Origin of the sequence: Pseudoduganella ginsengisoli (assembly GCF_009720865.1) — a bacterium.
In the GTDB taxonomy this organism is placed as follows: Bacteria; Pseudomonadota; Gammaproteobacteria; order Burkholderiales; family Burkholderiaceae_D; genus Rugamonas; species Rugamonas ginsengisoli.
Window position 1 is genome coordinate 118,772 of record NZ_WNLA01000003.1, and the last position, 19,867, is coordinate 138,638.

The 19,867-nt window shown below is 59.0% G+C and carries 18 protein-coding genes; 9 read left to right on the forward strand and 9 right to left on the reverse strand.

The genetic code is table 11. The features are described 5' to 3' along the window. Nucleotides 1–81: 81 nt before the first annotated feature. From GM668_RS07020 to puuE, 6 genes are all read right to left on the reverse strand, one after another. The gene (locus GM668_RS07020; RefSeq protein ID WP_155438244.1) at nt 82–1,545 is read right to left on the reverse strand and encodes an amidohydrolase family protein; all 1,464 of its coding nucleotides are present in this window, start codon (nt 1,543–1,545) and stop codon (nt 82–84) included. Nucleotides 1,546–1,575: 30 nt separating this feature from the next. Continuing rightward, complete coding sequence (guaD, locus tag GM668_RS07025; protein ID WP_155438245.1) at nt 1,576–2,898, reverse strand: guanine deaminase; 1,323 nt, start codon at nt 2,896–2,898, stop codon at nt 1,576–1,578. A 93-nt stretch (nt 2,899–2,991) separates the two neighbouring features. Continuing rightward, on the reverse strand, nt 2,992–4,047 hold the full coding sequence (xdhC, locus tag GM668_RS07030) for a xanthine dehydrogenase accessory protein XdhC (RefSeq protein ID WP_155438246.1): 1,056 nt from the start codon (nt 4,045–4,047) through the stop codon (nt 2,992–2,994). Nucleotide 4,048: 1 nt separating this feature from the next. After that, on the reverse strand, nt 4,049–6,379 hold the full coding sequence (gene xdhB / locus GM668_RS07035) for a xanthine dehydrogenase molybdopterin binding subunit (RefSeq protein WP_155438247.1): 2,331 nt from the start codon (nt 6,377–6,379) through the stop codon (nt 4,049–4,051). Continuing rightward, complete coding sequence (gene xdhA / locus GM668_RS07040; RefSeq protein WP_155438248.1) at nt 6,376–7,857, reverse strand: xanthine dehydrogenase small subunit; 1,482 nt, start codon at nt 7,855–7,857, stop codon at nt 6,376–6,378. Before xdhA ends, xdhB begins: the two co-directional genes overlap by 4 nt. Before the next feature lie 125 nt (nt 7,858–7,982). Next, nucleotides 7,983–8,939 (reverse strand): allantoinase PuuE, encoded by a 957-nt coding sequence (puuE, locus tag GM668_RS07045; RefSeq protein ID WP_155438249.1) that lies wholly within the window; start codon nt 8,937–8,939, stop codon nt 7,983–7,985. 122 nt (nt 8,940–9,061) lie between these two features. Here puuE and uraH point away from each other — a divergent pair, with 122 nt between their 5' ends. Together uraH and GM668_RS07055 are read left to right on the forward strand one after the other, a co-directional pair. Further along, complete coding sequence (gene uraH, locus GM668_RS07050) at nt 9,062–9,415, forward strand: hydroxyisourate hydrolase (protein ID WP_155438250.1); 354 nt, start codon at nt 9,062–9,064, stop codon at nt 9,413–9,415. A 142-nt stretch (nt 9,416–9,557) separates the two neighbouring features. Next, nucleotides 9,558–9,908 carry a PsiF family protein gene (locus GM668_RS07055; RefSeq protein WP_155438251.1) on the forward strand — a complete coding sequence of 117 codons (351 nt, stop codon included), beginning with the start codon at nt 9,558–9,560 and terminating at the stop codon, nt 9,906–9,908. A gap of 80 nt (nt 9,909–9,988) precedes the next feature. On the opposite strand, the gene GM668_RS07060 is transcribed toward GM668_RS07055, so the two are convergent. Next, the gene (locus GM668_RS07060; protein WP_229499021.1) at nt 9,989–11,242 is read right to left on the reverse strand and encodes a right-handed parallel beta-helix repeat-containing protein; all 1,254 of its coding nucleotides are present in this window, start codon (nt 11,240–11,242) and stop codon (nt 9,989–9,991) included. 234 nt (nt 11,243–11,476) lie between these two features. On the opposite strand from GM668_RS07060, the gene GM668_RS07065 reads away from it, so the two are divergent. The 7 genes from GM668_RS07065 to yacG all read left to right on the forward strand — a co-directional run bounded on the left by GM668_RS07065 (nt 11,477) and on the right by yacG (nt 18,445). Further along, the gene (locus tag GM668_RS07065; protein ID WP_155438252.1) at nt 11,477–12,754 is read left to right on the forward strand and encodes an HlyC/CorC family transporter; all 1,278 of its coding nucleotides are present in this window, start codon (nt 11,477–11,479) and stop codon (nt 12,752–12,754) included. 117 nt (nt 12,755–12,871) lie between these two features. Continuing rightward, nucleotides 12,872–14,605, forward strand: a complete 1,734-nt coding sequence (gene pilB / locus GM668_RS07070; RefSeq protein WP_155438253.1) for a type IV-A pilus assembly ATPase PilB — start codon at nt 12,872–12,874, stop codon at nt 14,603–14,605. Between the two features lie 12 nt (nt 14,606–14,617). Continuing rightward, nucleotides 14,618–15,841: a type II secretion system F family protein gene (locus tag GM668_RS07075; RefSeq protein WP_155438254.1), complete on the forward strand. Its 1,224-nt coding sequence runs from the start codon at nt 14,618–14,620 to the stop codon at nt 15,839–15,841. A 101-nt stretch (nt 15,842–15,942) separates the two neighbouring features. Beyond that, nucleotides 15,943–16,812 (forward strand): prepilin peptidase, encoded by an 870-nt coding sequence (locus GM668_RS07080; RefSeq protein ID WP_155438255.1) that lies wholly within the window; start codon nt 15,943–15,945, stop codon nt 16,810–16,812. Further along, a complete protein-coding gene (gene coaE, locus GM668_RS07085) occupies nt 16,809–17,441 on the forward strand; it encodes a dephospho-CoA kinase (protein ID WP_170305532.1) in 633 nt (210 codons plus the stop codon). The genes GM668_RS07080 and coaE overlap by 4 nt, the downstream gene beginning before the upstream one ends. Before the next feature lie 63 nt (nt 17,442–17,504). Continuing rightward, nucleotides 17,505–18,260 (forward strand): cell division protein ZapD, encoded by a 756-nt coding sequence (zapD, locus tag GM668_RS07090; protein ID WP_155438256.1) that lies wholly within the window; start codon nt 17,505–17,507, stop codon nt 18,258–18,260. 11 nt (nt 18,261–18,271) lie between these two features. Beyond that, entirely contained in the window at nt 18,272–18,445 is a 174-nt protein-coding gene (gene yacG / locus GM668_RS07095; RefSeq protein WP_154375226.1) for a DNA gyrase inhibitor YacG, read from the forward strand. A 137-nt stretch (nt 18,446–18,582) separates the two neighbouring features. Here yacG and GM668_RS07100 read toward each other — a convergent pair whose 3' ends face one another. Together GM668_RS07100 and GM668_RS07105 are read right to left on the reverse strand one after the other, a co-directional pair. Further along, complete coding sequence (locus GM668_RS07100; RefSeq protein WP_155438257.1) at nt 18,583–18,996, reverse strand: NUDIX domain-containing protein; 414 nt, start codon at nt 18,994–18,996, stop codon at nt 18,583–18,585. Beyond that, nucleotides 18,993–19,865 carry an ATP-binding protein gene (locus GM668_RS07105; RefSeq protein ID WP_155438258.1) on the reverse strand — a complete coding sequence of 291 codons (873 nt, stop codon included), beginning with the start codon at nt 19,863–19,865 and terminating at the stop codon, nt 18,993–18,995. Before GM668_RS07105 ends, GM668_RS07100 begins: the two co-directional genes overlap by 4 nt. Nucleotides 19,866–19,867 lie beyond the last annotated feature (2 nt).

Genomic DNA, 19,867 nt, shown 5'->3' on the forward strand with positions numbered 1-19,867 from the left:
TTGTGCTTGTAGTATGTCTGCCACACAATTGCACGAACAACATCACGCCGGAAGCCATGCTCCCGGCGCATAGATGAGCTGTTATTTTTTGCCTGGATGCGGCATGGCCGCAACAATGTCCGCTTCAAATTTCGCGAAGCGGGCATCCAGCGCTTTCAGCAAGCGCTGCTTGTCCTGCTCAGCCAGGAAACTGTAACGGATGCTGTCATAAGATAGTTTTTTCACTTCCGCGTAATCCGTCTTGTAACGGCTGACATACAGCACATATTCATTCGACAAGTTATTACGCGACACGCCCGCGTCATCCGTCGCCAATATAAATGGCACGCCATACTTGCGGTACAAGGTCACCGGATGCTGGTCGCCCTTGATGCCGAGGATGAATTCGTTGCTGGTGAGGTTGACTTCGACGGGGATGGCCTTGTCGCGCATGGTTTTCATCAGCGCCAGTGCATTGCGCTCGTGGGCGATGTCCATGCCGTGGCCGATACGGGCCGCGCCTGCCGTATTGATGGCTTCCGCAATGTGCGACTGCAAACCTTCCGGCGGCACCATGCCCAGCGACAGCTCGCCTGCGTGCAGCGACAGTTTCACGTCCGGGAATTTCTTTTTCAGGAACGCGAACATTTGCATGTGCAGCGTGTAGTCGCGCATGGACACATACGTGCTTTCCTGGCCCACGATATTGACGCCCACGACTTTAGGATTCTGGCGCGCCAGCTTGAAGCCGGACACCATGCCGGAAAACACTTGCGATGGAGACAGGAAGCGCAGCACGAACGGCTGGTAGCGCATCGTGAATTGCGCGTCATCGATACCGGCGCTGGACGTGTTGACGTTGGCGTCGTACGCGGCGATCCAGCCATTCCACGCGGCGTCCTTGTCCAGCGCAGCCATCAGCGATTCGAATTGCGCATTCAAGTCCGCGCGCTGGGACAGTACGGCCTGGTCGAAGTCCGCATACTGCGCCAGCGGCGCAATTTCAAACACGGTTTCGATATAGCTGACGTTTTCATTTATGGCGCGCTGCTTCAGCGTGCGCAAGCCATCGGCTGTATTGGTGGACGAGACGGGACCAAAGTAAGGGAACGTATCGAAGAACGTGCGGTCCGGCGGCGTTTGCTGGCCGCTGTGGTTATAGAAATCCTTGGTGGCCCAGCGCTGCAGGACTTCGGCCAGCACCGTGTTATCCAGCAAGACGTCAGCGCCCGTCAGGCACGAGCGGTCTTTGGCAGGCAGCGCGCGCTGTGCATCGTTGACGGCTTTATCCGTTTCAATGCGGTACGTGGCTTTGTTGACGCAATACGCCTGGCGGTCGACCCAGTCCAGGAATTGTTCGGCATAAATGGCGCCCGAATAGTGGTGGTGCAAATCGCCGCCCTTCGGCATCATCGTGAAGAACAGCGTCAGTTCCGCCAGTTTTGGCTGGCCGCCGGCCACCAGCGACGCGAAGTGGCGTTTGACGATGTCTTCGTTGGAAGCGGCATGCGCCGGGACCGCCAGGGTGGAAGCAATGGCGGCGGCGATCAGTAATTTCTTGTGCATGGAGTGCCCTTATATAGCTAGCTATAGCGCTTAATGGTGGGCAGCCTCCGTCACGCGTTCATGCACCAAACGTCCCTGCGCATACGTGGCGGCCACGACGCGGTCGTCGCCCAGCAGCGCCAGCGCAAACAGCAATTCTTCCAGGCTGCTGCAATGGCTGGTGCGGCGCGCCAGCAGCGGCGTCGCCTTGGGGTCGAGCACGATGAAGTCCGCTTCCACGCCCGTGGCGAAATTGCCGATCGTGCCTTCCAGGTGCAGGCTGCGGGCGGCGCCCAGCGTGGCGAGATAAAACATGCGCAGGGCCGGCAGGTAGCTGCCCTGTAAGCGCGCTACTTTATAGGCTTCATTCATCGTTTGCAACATCGAGAACGACGTACCTGCCCCCACGTCGGTTGCCAGCGACAGCAGCATGCCGGCACGGTCAGCCTTGGCAAAATCAAACAAGCCGCTGCCCAGGAACAGGTTCGACGTCGGGCACACGGCGGCCGCCGTGCCGGTAGCAGCCATGCGCGCGCGGTCTGCGTCATCGAGCCAGATGCAGTGGCCATACACGGCGCGGGGGCGCAGCAAGCCATAGCGGTCGTACACGTCGAGGTAGCTGCGCACACCGGGGAACAGCTCCATCGCCCAGCGGCATTCATCCTGGTTTTCCGACACGTGGCTTTGCACATAGACGTCGGGATAGGCGCGCGCCAGTTCACCCGTGACGCCCAGTTGCGCATCCGTCGACGTCGGTGCAAAGCGCGGCGTCAACGCGTACATATTGCGGCCCTGGCCATGCCAGCGGCGGATCAAGTCTTCGCTGTCACGCCCGCCCGTCTCCGCGCAATCCTGTAAAAAGTCCGGGCAGTGGCGGTCCATCAGCACCTTGCCGGCCGCCATGCGCAGGTTGCGTTTGCTGGCTGCTTCAAAGAATGCGTCCACCGATTGCGGGTGCACGGTGCAATACACCAGTGCTGTCGTGGTGCCGTTGCGCAGCAATTCATCGAGAAAAAAGGCCGCCGTATTCTTCGCGTGGACCGGCTCGTCGAAACTGCGCTCCGTGGGAAACGTAAAGTTATTCAGCCATGGCAGCAAGCCCGGTGCGGGCGATGCAATCATGTCGGTTTGCGGGTAGTGGATGTGGGTGTCGATGAAGCCGGGGGCGATCAGCTTGCCCCGGTAATCCGTGACCGGTGTGCCGGGCGGCAGCAGCGGGAACAAGTCGAAATAATCGCCCGCTGCCTTGACCTTGCCATCTTCCAGCACCAGCAGGCCATCTTCGTGCCAGTGGTGCGCATGGTCCGCCAATGCCGGATCGGCGCTGAAGTGCAGCAGGCTGCTGCGGAAGGCTTGCATTGTGACGGCTGACATAGGGCGGCTCTCCTTGCTAATGCTGCGGTAACGCACGCATTGGCGGATTACGCGCTGCGCGCTAATCCGCCCTACAGCCTGATGTAGGCTGGATTAGCGCGCAGCGCGTAATCCGGCATCTCCTGCCGCACGCAACATCGTCATGGTCTGCGACAGTTTGCGCGGCATGCGCTCCATTTCCTGCTGCTCCCACACGCCCAGCAATTGCGCCACGACAGAGGCGGCAATCACGGCCGGCGCTTTATTGGTAATGCCGGCAATGCCGATCGGGCACACCATGGCGTCGATCTTGCCCTGGTCAAAGCCTTTCGCCTGCAAGCGGTGTTCAAACTGCATGCGCTTGGTTTTTGAACCGATCAGGCCAAACCAGTACACGTCATCGCGGCGCATGATGGTTTCCGTCAGGCGCTGGTCCAGCGCGTGGTTGTGCGTCATCACCAGGTAGCTGGAATTGGCGGGCGCCTCGCCTACGCACATTTCCGGCACTTCCGATGCTTCGACGACGACGTTGGCCGGGATATCGTCCGGGAACATGTCTTCACGTTCATCGACCCACGTAACGGTGCAAGGCAAGTCCGCCAGCGCCCGCACGATGGCGGCGCCCACGTGGCCCGCGCCAAACAAGGTCAAGTGCGCGCGCGGCGCCAGCACGGGATCGACCAGCCAGCGGCGGCCCGCTTCGTCCGTCATCAAATGGGCAGGCTGCCTGCTGTCGAATTTCGGCGCGCCGAATTCCGATACGGTCAGCGGCTGGCCGTGCGCATCGAACAGGCTTGATGCGGCCGGGCCATCGAGCGCCGTCAAGCGCCAGCTGTCTTCGCGCAGCCGCTTGCGCAACTGGTCCATGACGGGCGCCAGCCGTGCATCGACTTTTTCAAACAGCAGGTACACGACGCCGCCGCAGCATTGCCCCAGGCTGGGGCCCAGCGCGAAGCGTTCATAGCGCACGGCCGGGCCGCTGTGCTGTTTCACCATGTCGCGCGCAATATCGATGGCGCGCATTTCCAGGTGGCCGCCGCCAATGGTGTCGAATTCACGATCGGCAGTGATCAGCATTTTCGCGCCCGTTTCGCGCGGGCCGGAGCCCTCCACTTTCGCAACGGTGATCAACACGGCAGGCGCCGCAGGGTCAGTGAGCCAGTCAGTCATGTTATTTCATTGCGCCGGTAACAGCGGCAATGGCCTTCAAAATGGATTCGGAAGTCGCCGGTGCATTCAGCGGCGGGTTGATTCGATGGTTGGCCACCGCGGAGACCGCGTCGCGGATGGCAAAGAACACGGAAAACGGCAGCAGCAGCGGCGGTTCTCCCACGGCTTTCGAGCGATGGATGCTGTCAGCTACGTTGCGGTTGTCAAACAAGTTGCAGCGCAAGTCTTGCGGGCAGTCCGACACGCCCGGGATCTTGTACGTCGATGGCGCGTGCGTCATCAATTTGCCGCCCGCGTTCCACCACAATTCTTCCGTCGTCAGCCAGCCCATGCCCTGGATAAACGCGCCTTCCACCTGGCCGATATCGATGGCGGGGTTCAGTGAATTGCCGGCGTCATACAGCATGTCGGCGCGCAGCAGCTTCCACTCGCCCGTCAGCGTATCGACCACCACTTCGGCCACGGCGGCGCCATAGGCGTAATAAAAGAACGGGTGGCCCGTCATGGTTTTCGGATCCCACGACAAGCCGGGCGTCGAATAAAAACCGTCCGACCACAATTGCACCCGCGCCAGGTAAGCCGCCTGCACCAGTTCCGTGAATGGAATCGCGTGGCCGTTGACGTGCACCTTGTCGTCGTAAAACTGGACCTGGCCGGCCGAGCCGCCATGCAGGCTGGCGGCAAATTGCGCCAGGCGCGCGCGGATCTGTCCTGCCGCATCCTGCGCCGCCTTGCCATTCAAGTCCGCGCCCGTCGAGGCGGCCGTGGCGGACGTGTTCGACACCTTGCTGGTATCGGTGGCCGTCACGCGCACATGCGACAAATCGCGGCCCAGTTCATGCGCCACCACTTGCGCCACTTTGGTGTTGATGCCCTGCCCCATTTCCGTGCCGCCATGATTGACGAGGATGGAGCCATCGACGTACACGTGCACCAGTGCGCCCGCCTGGTTCAAGTGCGTGACATTGAACGCGATGCCGAATTTCACGGGCGTGAACGCCAAGCCTTTTTTCAATACTTCGCTCGATGCGTTGTACGCGTTGACAGCGGCGCGGCGCGCGCGGTAATCGCTGGACGCTTCCAGCTGCGCCGCCAGTTCGTGGATGACATTGTCTTCCACCACCTGGCCATATGGCGTCACGTTGCGGTCATGCTTGCCATAGAAATTCAGCTTGCGCACGTCGAGTGCATCCTTGCCGACGTCGCGTGCGATTTCATCGATGATATTTTCAATGGCAATCGCCCCTTGTGGCCCGCCAAAGCCGCGGAACGCGGTATTCGATTGCGTGTTGGTCTTGCCGCAGCAGGCGCGGATATCGGCAGCGGACAGGTAATACGCATTATCGAAGTGGCACACGGCGCGCGTGGCGACGGGACCGGACAAGTCGGCGGAAAAGCCCGCGCGCGACACCATGTCGACTTTCGCGCCAAGGATGCGGCCTTCATCGTCGTAGCCCACTTCATATTCATAGTAGAAGCAGTGGCGCTTGCCCGTGACCAGCATGTCGTCATCGCGGTCGGCCCGCAATTTCACTGGGCGGTTGAGTTTTTTTGCCGCGATGGCCGCGCACGCCGCCCACAGCGCCGATTGCGATTCCTTGCCGCCGAAACCGCCCCCCATGCGGCGGCATTCGACCAGCACGTGGTGCGAATGCAAGTGCAGCGCATGGGCAATCACGTGCTGCATTTCACTCGGGTGCTGCGTCGAGCAATACACGTGCATGCCGTTGGCTTCCTTGGGAATGGCGTAGGCAATCTGGCCTTCCAGGTAAAACTGTTCCTGGCCGCCCACGTACAACGTGCTTTTCAGCTTGCGCGGCGCCGCATCATACGCAGACTGGAAATCGCCCCGCTTCAAATGCATGGGCGGCAGCACATAGGATGCGGCGGCTTTCGCTGCCTGCGGCGTCAGGATGGCCGGCAATTCGTCATAGGTGATGGCGGCGCGCTTCGCTGCGCGGCGCGCATTGTCGTGCGTATCGGCCACCACGATAAAAATCGGCTGGCCCACGTATTCGACTTTGCCATCGGCGAGGATCGGATCATCGTGGATGATGGGGCCGCAATCGTTGACGCCCGGTATATCCTTTGCCAGGTACGCAGCCACGACGCCCTGCGACGCCAGCACGGGCGCCAGATCGATGGCGGCCAGCTTTGCGTGCGGCTTGCTGGACAAACCCAGCGCCGCGTGCAGCGTGCCCTGCATTTCCGGGATGTCGTCCGTGTACGTGGCCTGGCCCAGCACGTGCAATTGCGCCGATTCGTGCGGCGCAGCCTTGCCGACGCCGGCCCATGCCATGGCCTGGATTTCTGATGCAGCAGGATGGTTCATACGGCCTCCCACACATTCACGTCACTGGACGCCAGCGGCGCAGCGGCCCGCGTTTCCAGCCAAAAGCGGCGCAACAGGTTTTGCGCCGCCATCATGCGGTAATCGCTGGATGCGCGCATGTCGGACAGCGGCGTGTAATCGCGCGCCAGCGCCGCCATGGCGTCCAGCACGTGCGCTTCATCCCACGGCTGGCCATTTAATATTGCTTCCGCTTGCGGCGCACGCTTTGCCGTCGCGGCCATGCCGCCAAATGCAATGCGCGCCTGCCTGACCATGCCGCCATCGAGTTCCAATGCAAACGCGGCGCACACGGCGGAAATATCCTGGTCGAAGCGCTTGGCCAGCTTATAGGTACGGAATTGCACGTTCGCCTGCGGCAGCGGCAGGGGGAGAGGAATGCGCACGGCTTCCACGAATTCGCCCGGCTGCAAATCCTTTTTCATGTAATCCAGGTAAAACGCTTCGAGCGGCAGCACGCGTTGGCCCGCCTGCGAACGCAGCACCACTTCGCTGCCCAGTGCAATCAGCCATGGCATGGAATCGCCGATTGGCGAGCCATTGGCGACATTGCCACCCAGGGTGCCCGCGTTGCGGATCGGCAGCGACGCAAAGCGCTGCCACATTTCACGCAGTTGCGGGTAGTGGGCGCAAACCGCACCATACGCATCGTTCAGCGACACGCCGGCGCCTACTACCAGCATAGGATGATGGGTGGCATCGGTGGCAATGGCTTTCAGTTCCGCCACATTGCCCAGATAAATAATGTCGTTCAGCTCGCGCATGTGCTTGGTGACCCACAAGCCCACGTCCGTGGAGCCGGCCAGCATCAACGCTTGCGGGCGGCTGGCGCGCAGCTCAATCAGCTCGGCCAGGGTGCGCGGCGCGTGGAAATGGCGGCCTTCGAAGCTATACGTGGCGCCCTGGCTGCGCTGCAAGCCTTGCAGCGCGGTGGCCAGTGCGGCGCGGTCAAACGGTACTTTGGGCAATTCCGTCATGCGCTGCGCCGCATCGATGATGGGCCGGTAGCCGGTGCAGCGGCACAGGTTGCCGGACAGCGCGTCATCAATCTGCTTGCGCGAGCACGGCTGCGCATCATGGTTCAAATACAAGCCCCACAGCGACATGACAAAGCCCGGCGTACAAAAGCCGCACTGCGAGCCATGGCATTCGACCAGCGCTTGCTGCACGGGGTGCAATGCGCCATCGGCCTGCTGCACGTCTTCCACCGTGAACAGGGCTTTGCCATCCAGCGTCGGAGTGAATTGAATACAGGAATTAACGGTTTTTAATTCCAGCTGGCCATCAACCAGCGAACCCAGCACGACCGTGCAGGCGCCGCAGTCGCCTTCCGCACAGCCTTCCTTGGTGCCGGTGCAATGGAGATCTTCACGCAAATGCTGCAACACGGTTTGCGTCGGGGATACGTCGTCCACGGTATGCACTGCGCCGCGGTAGTAAAAACGAATCGGTTCTGACATTGTCGCCTCGCCCCCTTGAGTACGTACAAGACTATCAGTTCCCGATCGCGGCCCATATATGAAATGGCTGATGTCGCACATCAGCCATTTTCAATAGGAACGGACGGGTCGTTCGCTGCTTTACATCATTTTACGAAAGGATGCACTTTGTGCCAGTGTTCTGCGATGTCGATACGGCGCGTGATCCACACTTTATCGTGGCTCTGCACGTAATCGAGGAAACGCGCCAGCGCGGCGGCCCGGGCCGGACGGCCGACCAGACGGCAGTGCAGGCCGATCGACAGCATCTTCGGCGCATTCAAGCCTTCCGGATCACCTTCCGCGTACAGCGTGTCGAAGGCATCTTTCAGGTAATCAAAGAATTGCGTGCCTGAATTGAAACCTTGCATGGCAGCAAAGCGCATGTCATTGGTATCCAGCGTGTATGGCACGATCAACTGGGGCTTCACTACCGTCAGGCCGCTTTCCGGATCCTTGTGCTCGATTTCCATCCAGAATGGCAAGTCGTCGCCATAGTGGTCGGCGTCATAGCGGAAACCGCCGTGTTCCATGACGAGCCGGTGCGTGTTGGGGGAATCGCGGCCCGTGTACCATCCTTGTGGCGCGGAGCCCGTCAATTCCTTGATGATTTCCACGGCTTCCTTCATGTGGGCGCGTTCCGTGGCTTCATCGGCATTTTGGTACGAAATCCAGCGCAAGCCGTGGCACGCGATTTCGTGGCCCAGTTCCATGAAGGCCGCCACGGCTTCCGGGTTGCGCTTCAGCGCCATCGATACGCCAAAGATGGTCAGCGGCAGCTTGCGGTCTTCAAACATGCGGAGCAAACGCCACAGGCCGGCGCGGGAACCATATTCGTAAATGGTTTCCATCGACAGGTGGCGGTTCGGGAAAGCCTGGGCGCCGATAATTTCGGACAGGAAGGTTTCCGACGCCGGATCGCCGTGCAACACATTGTTTTCAGCGCCCTCTTCATAATTAAGCACGAATTGCAACGCCACGCGGGCGCCGTTCGGCCATTGCGCGTGAGGAGGGGTGCGGCCGTAGCCGATCATGTCGCGTGGGTAGTTATCGTAGGTGCTCATAGGTCTCTGGTTAACAACAGTGGCGATGATGATGCATTTCACCAATAATATATGTCGATAACGACATCAGTATAAGATTTGCACGATATCGTCTCTTTCCTAACCTATATAGGAGTAATCCAATGGGCAAACTCAGTACCCACGTATTGGATACCACCGCCGGCAAACCTGGCGCCGGTGTCAAGGTGGCCTTATATGAAGTCTTGCCGACAGGCCGCATGCTGGTGAAAACCGATGTCACCAATGCGGATGGCCGCTGCAATACTCCCCTGCTCGAAGGCGCATCCATGAAGACCGGCAAATTCGAACTGGTGTTTGATGCCGGCGATTACTTTGCCGCCCAAGGCGCCAGCGTGCCGGAGCCCCGCTTTATCGACCAGGTCACGATTGCATTCGGCATTGCCGACGCGGCGCAAAACTACCACGTGCCGCTGGTGGTGTCGCCGTGGGCGTATTCGACCTACCGCGGCAGTTGAGTTGGGCAGTTGATCTGGACAGTTGAGCTGGACAGTTGACCTGTCAACCGGCAACAACAGGCAAACGTTTCAGGCGTGACACAGATCAAACTTGTCGTATAGTAATTCGGATTGCACCTCTTACTGAACAGGATTGTTTCCTATGAAAAAACTGCTTGCTGTTTCCGTGATTGCCGCTCTCGCTGCGGTTGCTTCCCTGTGTTCGTCGTCTGTCTTTGCCGCGCCTGCCGCGTCGGCCTCTGCTTCGGCAGCGGCTTCCGCACCAAAAACTGCCCAGCAAAACAAGATGGTCACTTGCAATAAGGACGCCGAAGGCAAGAAAGGCGATGAGCGCAAAGCCTTCATGAAAGAATGCCTGAGCAATAAGCCTGCAGCGGCCTCTGCCCCCGTGACGCAGCAAGACAAGATGAAGTCCTGCAACAAGGATGCGGAAGGCATGAAAGGCGATGACCGCAAAGCCTTCATGAAAACTTGTCTGAGCGCGAAAAAGTAAGCGTCAGAATTTCCTCTAAGAAAAAAGGTGGCAGGGACTTCCGCTCAGAAAAAAGTCCCTGGCACTTCGATTGGGCAACTTTAAGGCTTTCTGCTGCCGGCCGGCAGCAATGTCACGGTCGTGCTACCCGACTGATATGCGCCGATATCGAGCTTGACGGCCACCGGCCTCGGACTGCTGCTGGCCGTGTGCTTGTATTCCATGACAGGCCGCAACGCCACGCCCGTGGGCGGCACGATCGGTTCCGAACCGGCGCCCGTGATTTGCGGGTTCGTCAGCGGGTGCAAGTCGTATTCCGCCCGGTTCACGAATGCCACCTGGTCCGCCTTGTAATTGGTTTGCAACGTGGCAGATGCCTGGTTGGTCAGCACGCCCCGCCCCGCAAACAGATTATTCTGGATGTGCGCCGGCTTCGTGATGCGGCTGTTTACGTTGATAAAGACTGCATTGGCGCCGTCATTTATGAACGTATTGTTGACGACATACAACGCATCGGCCGCCCCCGCACTGGCTTCCGCCCCATACGACAGCAAGGTCGAGTTTTCATAGGCGGCCGGCTGCTGGATCACGTTGCCGATCACATACGCGGTGCCGCCATTGGGCAAATCCATTTCATAGCTGGGCCGTCCTGCCGCCGTTGTGCCCTGCTCCGTGGGTCCCAAGGTGGAGAAACGGTTATATACCACCGTGTTGACCAGGGCCCGTGATTTCAAGTTGTGCCCCACCACGGCATCGTGCGAATAGTTATAGCGGAACACAAGGCTGGCAATGGCGCCGATGTACACGTTGTGAGTCTGCCCGCTGCCATCGCCGTTGTGGCCGAAGTCATTGTTTTCCAGCACGATATTGGAATTCGCATTGGCGCCGCACAAGATGCCGTTCTCGTTGTCATGAATAAAGCTGTTGCGCAGCGTAAAGTTCGTCCCTTCAATACGGAACGCGGCGCCGTTGTGGTCGGGCACCTTGGCGCCATAAATTTCCACGTTATCCACGATGACATTGCTGCCGCCAATGACCCAGACCGCCTTGCCCTGTGCATTTTGTCCGGCTGCATCGATTTTCGGACGCCCCCGTACGCCCCGTATCGTCAAATTGCTGGCGGCGATATAGCAGACGTTGCCGCTATACGTGTTCGCGCCTTCGATTTCCACCGTATCTCCCGCACGCGCCGCTGCAAACGCAGCACACGGCGTCGCATAAGTCTTGCCAGGACCAGCTGCCAGCACGGCAGCCTGGGTCTCGGTCATGGGCGCCAGGCAGCACAGCAGCGGCAATAACCGGACGATGACCGGTGCGGCAGCCGCACCGTAGATTGTTTCGTGCAAGACACTCATGTCCACCTCCATCAAAGAGGAAATTCAATCTACGCCGAATTTTTCCATTGCCGCGCACGTCTGGATGAGTTGCTGTGCCTGCTTCTATAAACAGCGCATCAAGCAGCCCATCAGCTTGCCCGGCATCAGCAGTTGCCTTAAAATCCACGAAACCGCGCCTTGCGGCGACCGCTACGGGCCGGTTCCCGCCCCTGCTGAATTGAACTCCCATGCATGCTTTTACACGGTGACCCATTGGATACCGTACCCATATGGGCGCAACTGACTGCGCTTGCTTTCCTGATTTTGTGTTCCGCGTTTTTCGCCATGGCGGAAACCGCTTTAATGGCCGCCAACCGGCACCGCTTGCGCCACAAAGCCAAACGCGGCAGCCGGCGCGCTGTCGCAACGCTGTGGCTGCTGGAACGCACGAATAAACTGTTATCGCTGGTATTGATTGCCAACACGCTCATCAATGCCACCGCCATTGCACTGGTGACCGCCATCGTCATCCACACGTTTGGCTATGACGAATGGCTGGTCGTCGGGTCCACGGCGGCCATGACGTTCTTGCTGGTGGTCTTTGCGGAAATTTCGCCGAAAATGATCGGCGCCACATATGCGGAGCAAATTGCGCTGCCGACTGCCATGCTGCTGCGCCCGCTGCTGTCGGCCGCGCGCCCACTGTTGTGGTTTATCAACCTGTTCACCAGCACCGTGTTGCGCATCTTTGGCATCCGCATGGGCACGCCGTTGCACGATGCGCGGCTGTCGCCCGATGAATTGCGCACGTTGCTGTTGGATGGCGGCAACGCCATGCCGCAAAAACACCGCAGCATTTTGCTCAACCTGTTCGACCTGGAAGCGATTTCCGTCGAAGACATCATGACGCCCCGCGTGCACATTGAAGCGCTGAATTTGGCCGCGCCCGTGGAAGAAATCAAGCGCCAGCTGACCACGTGCTACCACAACAAACTGCCCGTGTACGAAGGCGAAATCAACCAGATTGCCGGCATTTTGCACGTGCGCAAGGCCATGGCGCTGTTGACGCAAGACGACGAATTAACGGCCGATCACTTCCGCGCCCTGTTGACGGAACCGTATTTCATTCCCCAGGACACGGGCGTACTGACGCAGCTCCAATACTTCCAGGAAAATAAAGAACGCCTGGGCATCATTGTCGATGAATATGGCGAAGTGCAGGGTCTGGTCACGCTGGATGACATCATTGAAGAAATGATTGGTGAATTCACCACGTCGACGCCGGGGGCCGCCCGGGCGGAATCGTTTGCGTGGGATGCCGACGGGGAATGCCTGCTGGAAGGTTCCGTTGCGCTGCGTGACATTAACAAGCGTCTGGGATTAAACTTTTCCCTGGATGGGCCGAAAACCCTGAACGGGATGTTGTTGGAATACTTGCAAGATATCCCGGAAGCGCCCATCAGTGTGAAAACCGGCGGGTGTGTGGTCGAGGTGGTGCAAGTACAGAACCAGTCGATCAAAGTCGTGAAATTGATACGTCCGCGCAGCTAATTGCTTTCCGGTAACGCGCACGCTTGGACCGCAGCTTTACAAAAATGATGCTCACAGGCATCATCGGCGGATGCCTTCGGGCCTGACTATCAATCTTGCAGTTTTCCTAACGGCGCTATGGCTGCAGTCCAACCCAATCCAGCCTCCAGCCCGCCCTTGCCAGGGCTGGCGCGAGCATTGATGCAGGCAGGCCGCCTGACACCAGTGCAGGCGGATGCGCTGCAAAAAAAATCCCAGAGTGACAAGCAGCCGTTTATTGATACGCTGCTGGCCAGCGGTTCGATTTCGCCCCGCGACCTGGCCGGCTTTTGCTCGGAAACGTTTGCCTACCCCATGATGGACCTGGCGGCGTTTTCCATCGAATTATTGCCGCAGAAAATCATCGATCCCAAGCTGATGATGACGCAGCGTGTCGTCGCGCTGTCGAAACGGGGCAACAAGATGGCGGTGGCGATTTCCGACCCCACCAATACGCAGGCGCTGGACCAGATCAAGTTCCAGACGGAATCGTCCGTCGAACCCGTTATTGTCCCGCACGACAGCTTGCTGCATTTACTTGCAGCGCTGGGCCGCAGCGCCGAACAAAGCCTCAATGAAATATCAGGCGAACAGGAAGATATCCAGTTCGCCGAAGAACAGGAAGCGCCTGCTGAAACCGCAGCCGATCCAGGCGCCTCCGACGTGGAAGACGCGCCCATCGTGCGTTTCCTGAACAAGATGCTGATGGATGCCGTGAATTTGGGCGCATCGGACTTGCATTTCGAACCTTTTGAAAAGTTTTACCGCATCCGCTTCCGCGTCGATGGCGTGCTGACTGAGCATGCGCAACCGCCCGTGTCCATCAAGGACAAGCTGGTGTCGCGCATCAAAGTGCTGGCCAAGCTGGATATTTCAGAAAAGCGCGTGCCGCAGGATGGCCGCATGCGGCTGATCGTGTCGCCAACGAAAACCATCGACTTGCGCGTATCGACGCTGCCCACGCTGTTTGGCGAAAAAACCGTCATGCGTATCCTCGATGCTACGCAGGCGCAGATGGGCATTGATTCGCTGGGCTACGACCCGGACCAGAAGCAGTTGCTGATGGACGCCATCCACCGCCCTTACGGCATGGTGCTGGTGACGGGCCCGACGGGCTCCGGCAAGACCGTGTCGCTGTACACGTGCTTGAATATCCTGAACAAGCCGGGAATCAATATCTCGACGGCGGAAGATCCGGCCGAGATCAACTTGCCGGGCGTAAACCAGGTCAACGTCAACGACAAAGCCGGCCTGACCTTCCCGATTGCATTGAAAGCCTTCTTGCGGCAAGACCCGGATATCATCATGGTGGGTGAAATCCGCGACCTGGAAACCGGCGACATCGCCATCAAGGCAGCGCAAACGGGCCACATGGTGTTTTCCACCTTGCACACCAATGACGCGCCATCGACATTGACGCGTTTGATGAACATGGGCGTGGCGCCATTTAATATCGCGTCGTCCGTGATTTTAATTACCGCGCAGCGCCTGGCGCGGCGCTTATGCACGTGCAAGCAGCCAGTCGATATTTCCCGCGAATTGCTGCTGAAAGCCGGCTTCAAGGACGAAGAACTGGACGGCAGCTGGAAGCCCTATGGCCCTGTCGGCTGTGAACGCTGCAACGGCGGCGGCTACAAGGGACGGGTCGGCATTTACCAGATCATGCCCATTACGCCGGCCATTGAAGCGATTATCCTGGCCCATGGCAATTCCATGCAAATTGCCGAACAGTCGGAAAAAGAAGGCATTAAATCGCTGCGCCAGTCGGGCCTCGTCAAAGTCAAAAACGGCTTGACCAGCCTGGAAGAAGTGCTCGGCTGCACCAACGAGTAAGGATCATTGAATATGGCCACATCAAGCAACGCAGGCGGCGCGATCAAGGAATCCGTGTACGCATGGGAAGGCAAGGACAAGAGCGGCAAGACCGTGCGGGGCGAATTGCGCGCCGGCGGCGAAGCCGTGGTCAACGTGACGCTGCGGCGCCAGGGCATCATGGTCACCAAGGTCAAGAAAAAAACCTACCGTGCCGGCCAAAAGATCACGGACAAGGACATCACGTTATTTACACGCCAGCTGGCCACGATGATGAAGGCCGGCGTGCCGCTGCTGCAATCGTTCGACATTGTCGGCAAGGGCCATGCCAATCCGTCCGTGGCGAAAATGATCATGGATTTGCGGGCCGATATTGAAACCGGTACCAGCCTGAACCAGGCATTCCGCAAATTCCCGCTGTATTTCGACCCGCTGTTCTGCAACCTGGTGGGCGCGGGCGAACAGGCCGGTATCCTGGAAGACTTGCTGACCCGCCTGGCGATCTACAAGGAAAAAACCCTGGCCATGAAGGCCAAGATCAAGTCGGCCCTGACCTATCCGGTGTCGATTCTCGGCGTGGCATTCGTCGTCACGGCCGTCATCATGATCTGGGTGGTACCCGCCTTCAAGGAAGTGTTTAAAAGCTTTGGCGCGGACTTGCCGGCCCCAACCTTGTTCGTCATGGCCGTGTCGGAATACTTCGTTAAATACTGGTGGCTGATTTTCGGCAGCCTCTTTGGCGCGATTTACTTCTTCTTCCAGGCGTGGAGGCGGTCGCCCAAAGTCCAGCGTGCGATGGACGTCATCATGCTGAAGCTGCCGATATTCGGCGACGTGATCCGCAAAGCCACAGTGGCGCGCTGGACCCGGACGTTATCGACGATGTTTGCCGCCGGTGTGCCGCTGGTGGAATCGCTGGACTCGGTCGGCGGCGCGTCTGGCAACATCATTTATCTGGAGGCCACCAAGCGCATCCAGAATGAAGTGTCCACCGGCACCAGCCTGACCGTGGCCATGCAAAATGCCGACGTGTTCCCTACGATGGTCACGCAAATGGTGGCCATTGGCGAGGAATCCGGCGCGCTCGACTCTATGCTGGGCAAGGTGGCGGACTTTTACGAAGAAGAAGTCGATGAAGCGGTGGCTTCGCTGTCGAGCCTGATGGAACCCATCATCATGGTGATTCTCGGTACCATCATTGGCGGCCTGGTCGTTGCCATGTATCTGCCGATCTTCAAGCTGGGTTCGGTGGTGTAAGCCCTGCGCCACGTACTTTCCTTGCCAGCGGCAGCCGATGACTGCCGCCGGGCACCGGCATTTCACTTAATATACGAAAACACAACTTACGGAACCTATCAATGCAGGAACTCTTGCTGTTTGCCCCGCCCGCCACGCTGATTGCAGCCATTGCCGCGGGTATTTTTGGATTATTGATCGGCAGCTTCCTGAATGTGGTAATCCACCGCCTGCCCATCATGGAACAGCGGGAAACCGACAATGCCATTGCGGAAATCCGCGAAGAACCACTGCCCCATACGGACCGCTATGACCTCGTGATGCCGCGTTCGGCATGTCCACACTGCGGGCACCAGATCACGGCGCTGGAAAATATCCCCGTTATCAGCTATGCGGTCCTGCGCGGCAAGTGCAGCCAGTGCAAAGCCGGCATTTCCATCCGCTACCCGCTGGTGGAAGCGTTCACCGGCCTGTTGTCTGCCGGGCTGGTATGGCAATTCGGCAGCGGCTGGATGGGCATGGCGGTGCTGCTGTTTGCTTACCTGCTGATTGCCATGACATTCATCGACCTCGACACGATGATGCTGCCCGATGCGCTGACGTATCCGCTGCTGTGGGCGGGCTTGCTGGTCAACGTGCAGGGCATGTTTGTGCCGCTGGACCAGGCCGTCATTGGCGCCGCGGCCGGCTATATGGCGCTGTGGAGCGTGTATTGGCTGTTTAAGCTCGTGACGGGCAAGGAAGGCATGGGCTATGGCGACTTCAAGCTGCTGGCCGCGCTGGGTGCGTGGATGGGCTGGATGATGCTGCCGATTATTATCATCCTGTCGGCCGTGTCGGGCGCCGTATTCGGCGTGATCCAGATGGTGATGGCGCGCGCCGGCTTTGGCTATAAATTCCCGTTCGGCCCGTATCTGGCGGCAGCCGGCCTGATTTCCCTCGTCTACAGGACGCCGCTGCAAGCCTTCCTTGCTGCGGTGCTGGGCCAGTGAGCGCCTTCACTGTCGGCTTGACGGGAGGCATCGGCAGCGGCAAAAGCGTCGTCGCCAAGCTGTTTGCAGCCCGCGGCGCCACCATCGTCGATACGGACCAGATCGCGCACAGCATGACGGGGCCCAATGGTCCCGCCATGCCAGCCATCGTCACGGAATTCGGCGCCCAGTATGCCGACGCACACGGCGCGCTGGACCGCGCTAAAATGCGCGCGCTGGTATTTTCCGATCCGACTGCCAAGGCACGGCTGGAAGCCATCCTGCATCCCCGCATCCGCGACGCGGCATTGGCCGCCGCGGCAGCCGCAACTGGCGCTTACGTGATGTATGACGTACCGCTGCTGGTGGAATCTGGGACGTGGAAGGAACGGGTGTCGCGGGTGCTGGTGGTGGATTGTCCGGAAGACGTGCAGGTTTCCCGGGTCATGGCGCGCAACGGGCTGGCGGAAAGCCAGGTGTTGGCCATCATGGCGAATCAGGCTACCCGGGCGCAGCGTGCGGCGGCAGCGGACGATATCATCAATAATGGTGGCAAATTGGATGCATTGGAGGAACAAGTTGCCCATTTCCACGATTTATACCTGGCATTTTCTGCAGGAACGATAACAATACCATCGCAACGTTTGTAATTTCGGCTAGCTTGGTTCAGAATCACGGAATTCTTTCAGGCCCATCTTTAGAGGGAAGTCATTTTGATTGTCTACGAATACCCTTTCAACGAGCGCATACGCACGTTGTTGCGGCTGGAAGACCTGTATGAGAAATTCAAGTTCTTTGTGCACCAGGAACACCCGATGCAGCATCACGTCGCCCTCGCGACGATATTTGACATGCTGGAAGTGGCTGGCCGCGCGGATTTAAAGTCTGATTTACTGCAAGAACTGGAACGCCAGCGGCAAAGCTTGCTGAGTTACCGCTCAAATCCCAATGTCCAGCCTGAAATGCTGGATGCCGTGCTGTCGGAAGTGGATGCCGTGTCCAGCGCGCTGGTGGCGGCGCAAGGTAAAACTGGCCAGAACGTCCGGGACAATGAATGGCTGATGAGTATTCGTGGCCGCACGATTATTCCGGGCGGCGCGTGCGAATTTGATTTGCCGTCTTATTATGCGTGGCAGCAGCGTTCCGCTGAAGCCCGTTTCAATGATATTGCCGGCTGGTTCGCTCCATTGGCGCCATTATTCGATGCGCTGGGGCTGGTATTGCGTTTGCTGCGCGATTCCGGTGGCCCCGTGAAAATGATCGCAGGTTCCGGCAGTTATCAGCAAATGCTGCAAGGCAAGATTTATCAAATGCTGCGGCTGACCCTGGATGAATCGCTGGGTGCGATTCCTGAGATTTCCGCGAATAAATACATGCTGTGGGTACGCTTTACCACGCAAGGCGGCGATTTGAAGCCGCGGCCGCTGGAAGATGATGTGCCATTTGAGTTGACGCTCTGTAATTTTTGAAGTGAAGTAATATGACTGCCGTAGTGGAATGCCCGACCTGCTCCGCCAAAGTGGAGTGGACTGAAAAAAACAAATACCGCCCGTTCTGCTCAGAACGCTGCAAGCAAATCGACCTGGGCGCCTGGGCCGAAGAAAAATACACGATTCCCGCCGCGCCGCCCGTCGATCCCAACGACGAAGAATAATTCCCAATACCAAAAAGGTGCCAGGGACTTTTTTTCCTGACGGAATTTAAGTCCCTGGCACCTTTTTTCTTTTCCGCAATTGGGGCCTGGCCCCAAAAGCACTATCGTTCGTATAGGCAACGATAGCCTTTGCCAGCTTACGGTAATGCTTGAGGATCGTGCCGGATTTGCTCCAGCCACTGCAGCAGCGGGATCGTGGCCGGCAGCAGCGGTTCGACGCCAACCGCCCCCTGCCACGCAAACGCTTGCCCTTCCAGGCTCTGCGGTTCACCGCTCCAGTCGCGGCTAATGTAAAAGTGCAGACGGACGTGTGCGTGTGGATAAACATGTTCCACACCGCACCATTCCTGCGCACTGTGGATAACCAATCCCAGCTCTTCGAGGAATTCCCGCTTCAGCGCGTCCAGCACGGTTTCGCCCGGATCGACCTTCCCGCCGGGAAATTCCCAATACCCTTCATAGGGCTTGCCTGCAGGGCGCTGGCCCAGCAGCACGTCGCCATTCGGCTTGACCAGCACGCCAACTGCCACGTCAACAATCGACCCGCTCATGCCATCTTTCCCGCGTGATCCCGCGCAAATTGCCACGCCACGCGCCCCGAGCGGGAACCCCGCTGCAGCGCCCAGCGCAGCGCTTCGCCGCGCGCTTCTTCCACTTGCGCATCCGTGCAGCCAAAGTGCCTGAGCCAATAGCCAACGATGTCGAGGTAATCGTCTTGCTTGAATGGATAAAACGACAGCCACAAGCCAAAGCGCTCCGACAGTGAAATCTTTTCTTCCACGGTTTCGCCCGGATGCAAATCGCCGTCCTCGTCATGCTTGTACGTCGCGTTATCCGACATCCGCTCCGGCATCAAATGGCGCCGGTTCGACGTCGCATAAATCAGCACGTTATCCGACTGGGCCGACACGGAACCATCGAGCGCGACTTTGAGCGCCTTGTAGCCGCTCTCCCCTTCTTCAAACGACAAATCATCGCAAAAGATAATGAAGCGCTCCGGACGCCCCGCCACCAGGTCGACAATGTCGCCCAGCTCATGCAAGTCTTCCTTGTCCACTTCAATCAGCCGCAAGCCATCGCCTGCAAAGCGGTTCAGGCACGCCTTGATCAATGACGATTTGCCGGTGCCACGGGCGCCCGTCAACAGCACATTGTTGGCCGGGCGGCCCGCCACGAACTGGCGCGTGTTTTGCTCGATCGCTTCCTTTTGGCGCGCGATATTGTGCAAGTCGTCCAGCGCAATAGTGGCCACGCTGCGTACCGGCTGCAGCTGGCTGGCGGCGCCGTGACGGCGGCGCCAGCGGTAAGCAAACGACAGGTTCCAGTCCGGCTCGCGCGGCGCCTGCGGCAAGATGGCTTCCACACGCGCCAGCACCGCTTCGGCGCGCACGAGGAACTGTTCGAGCGCGCTTGTACCCATGG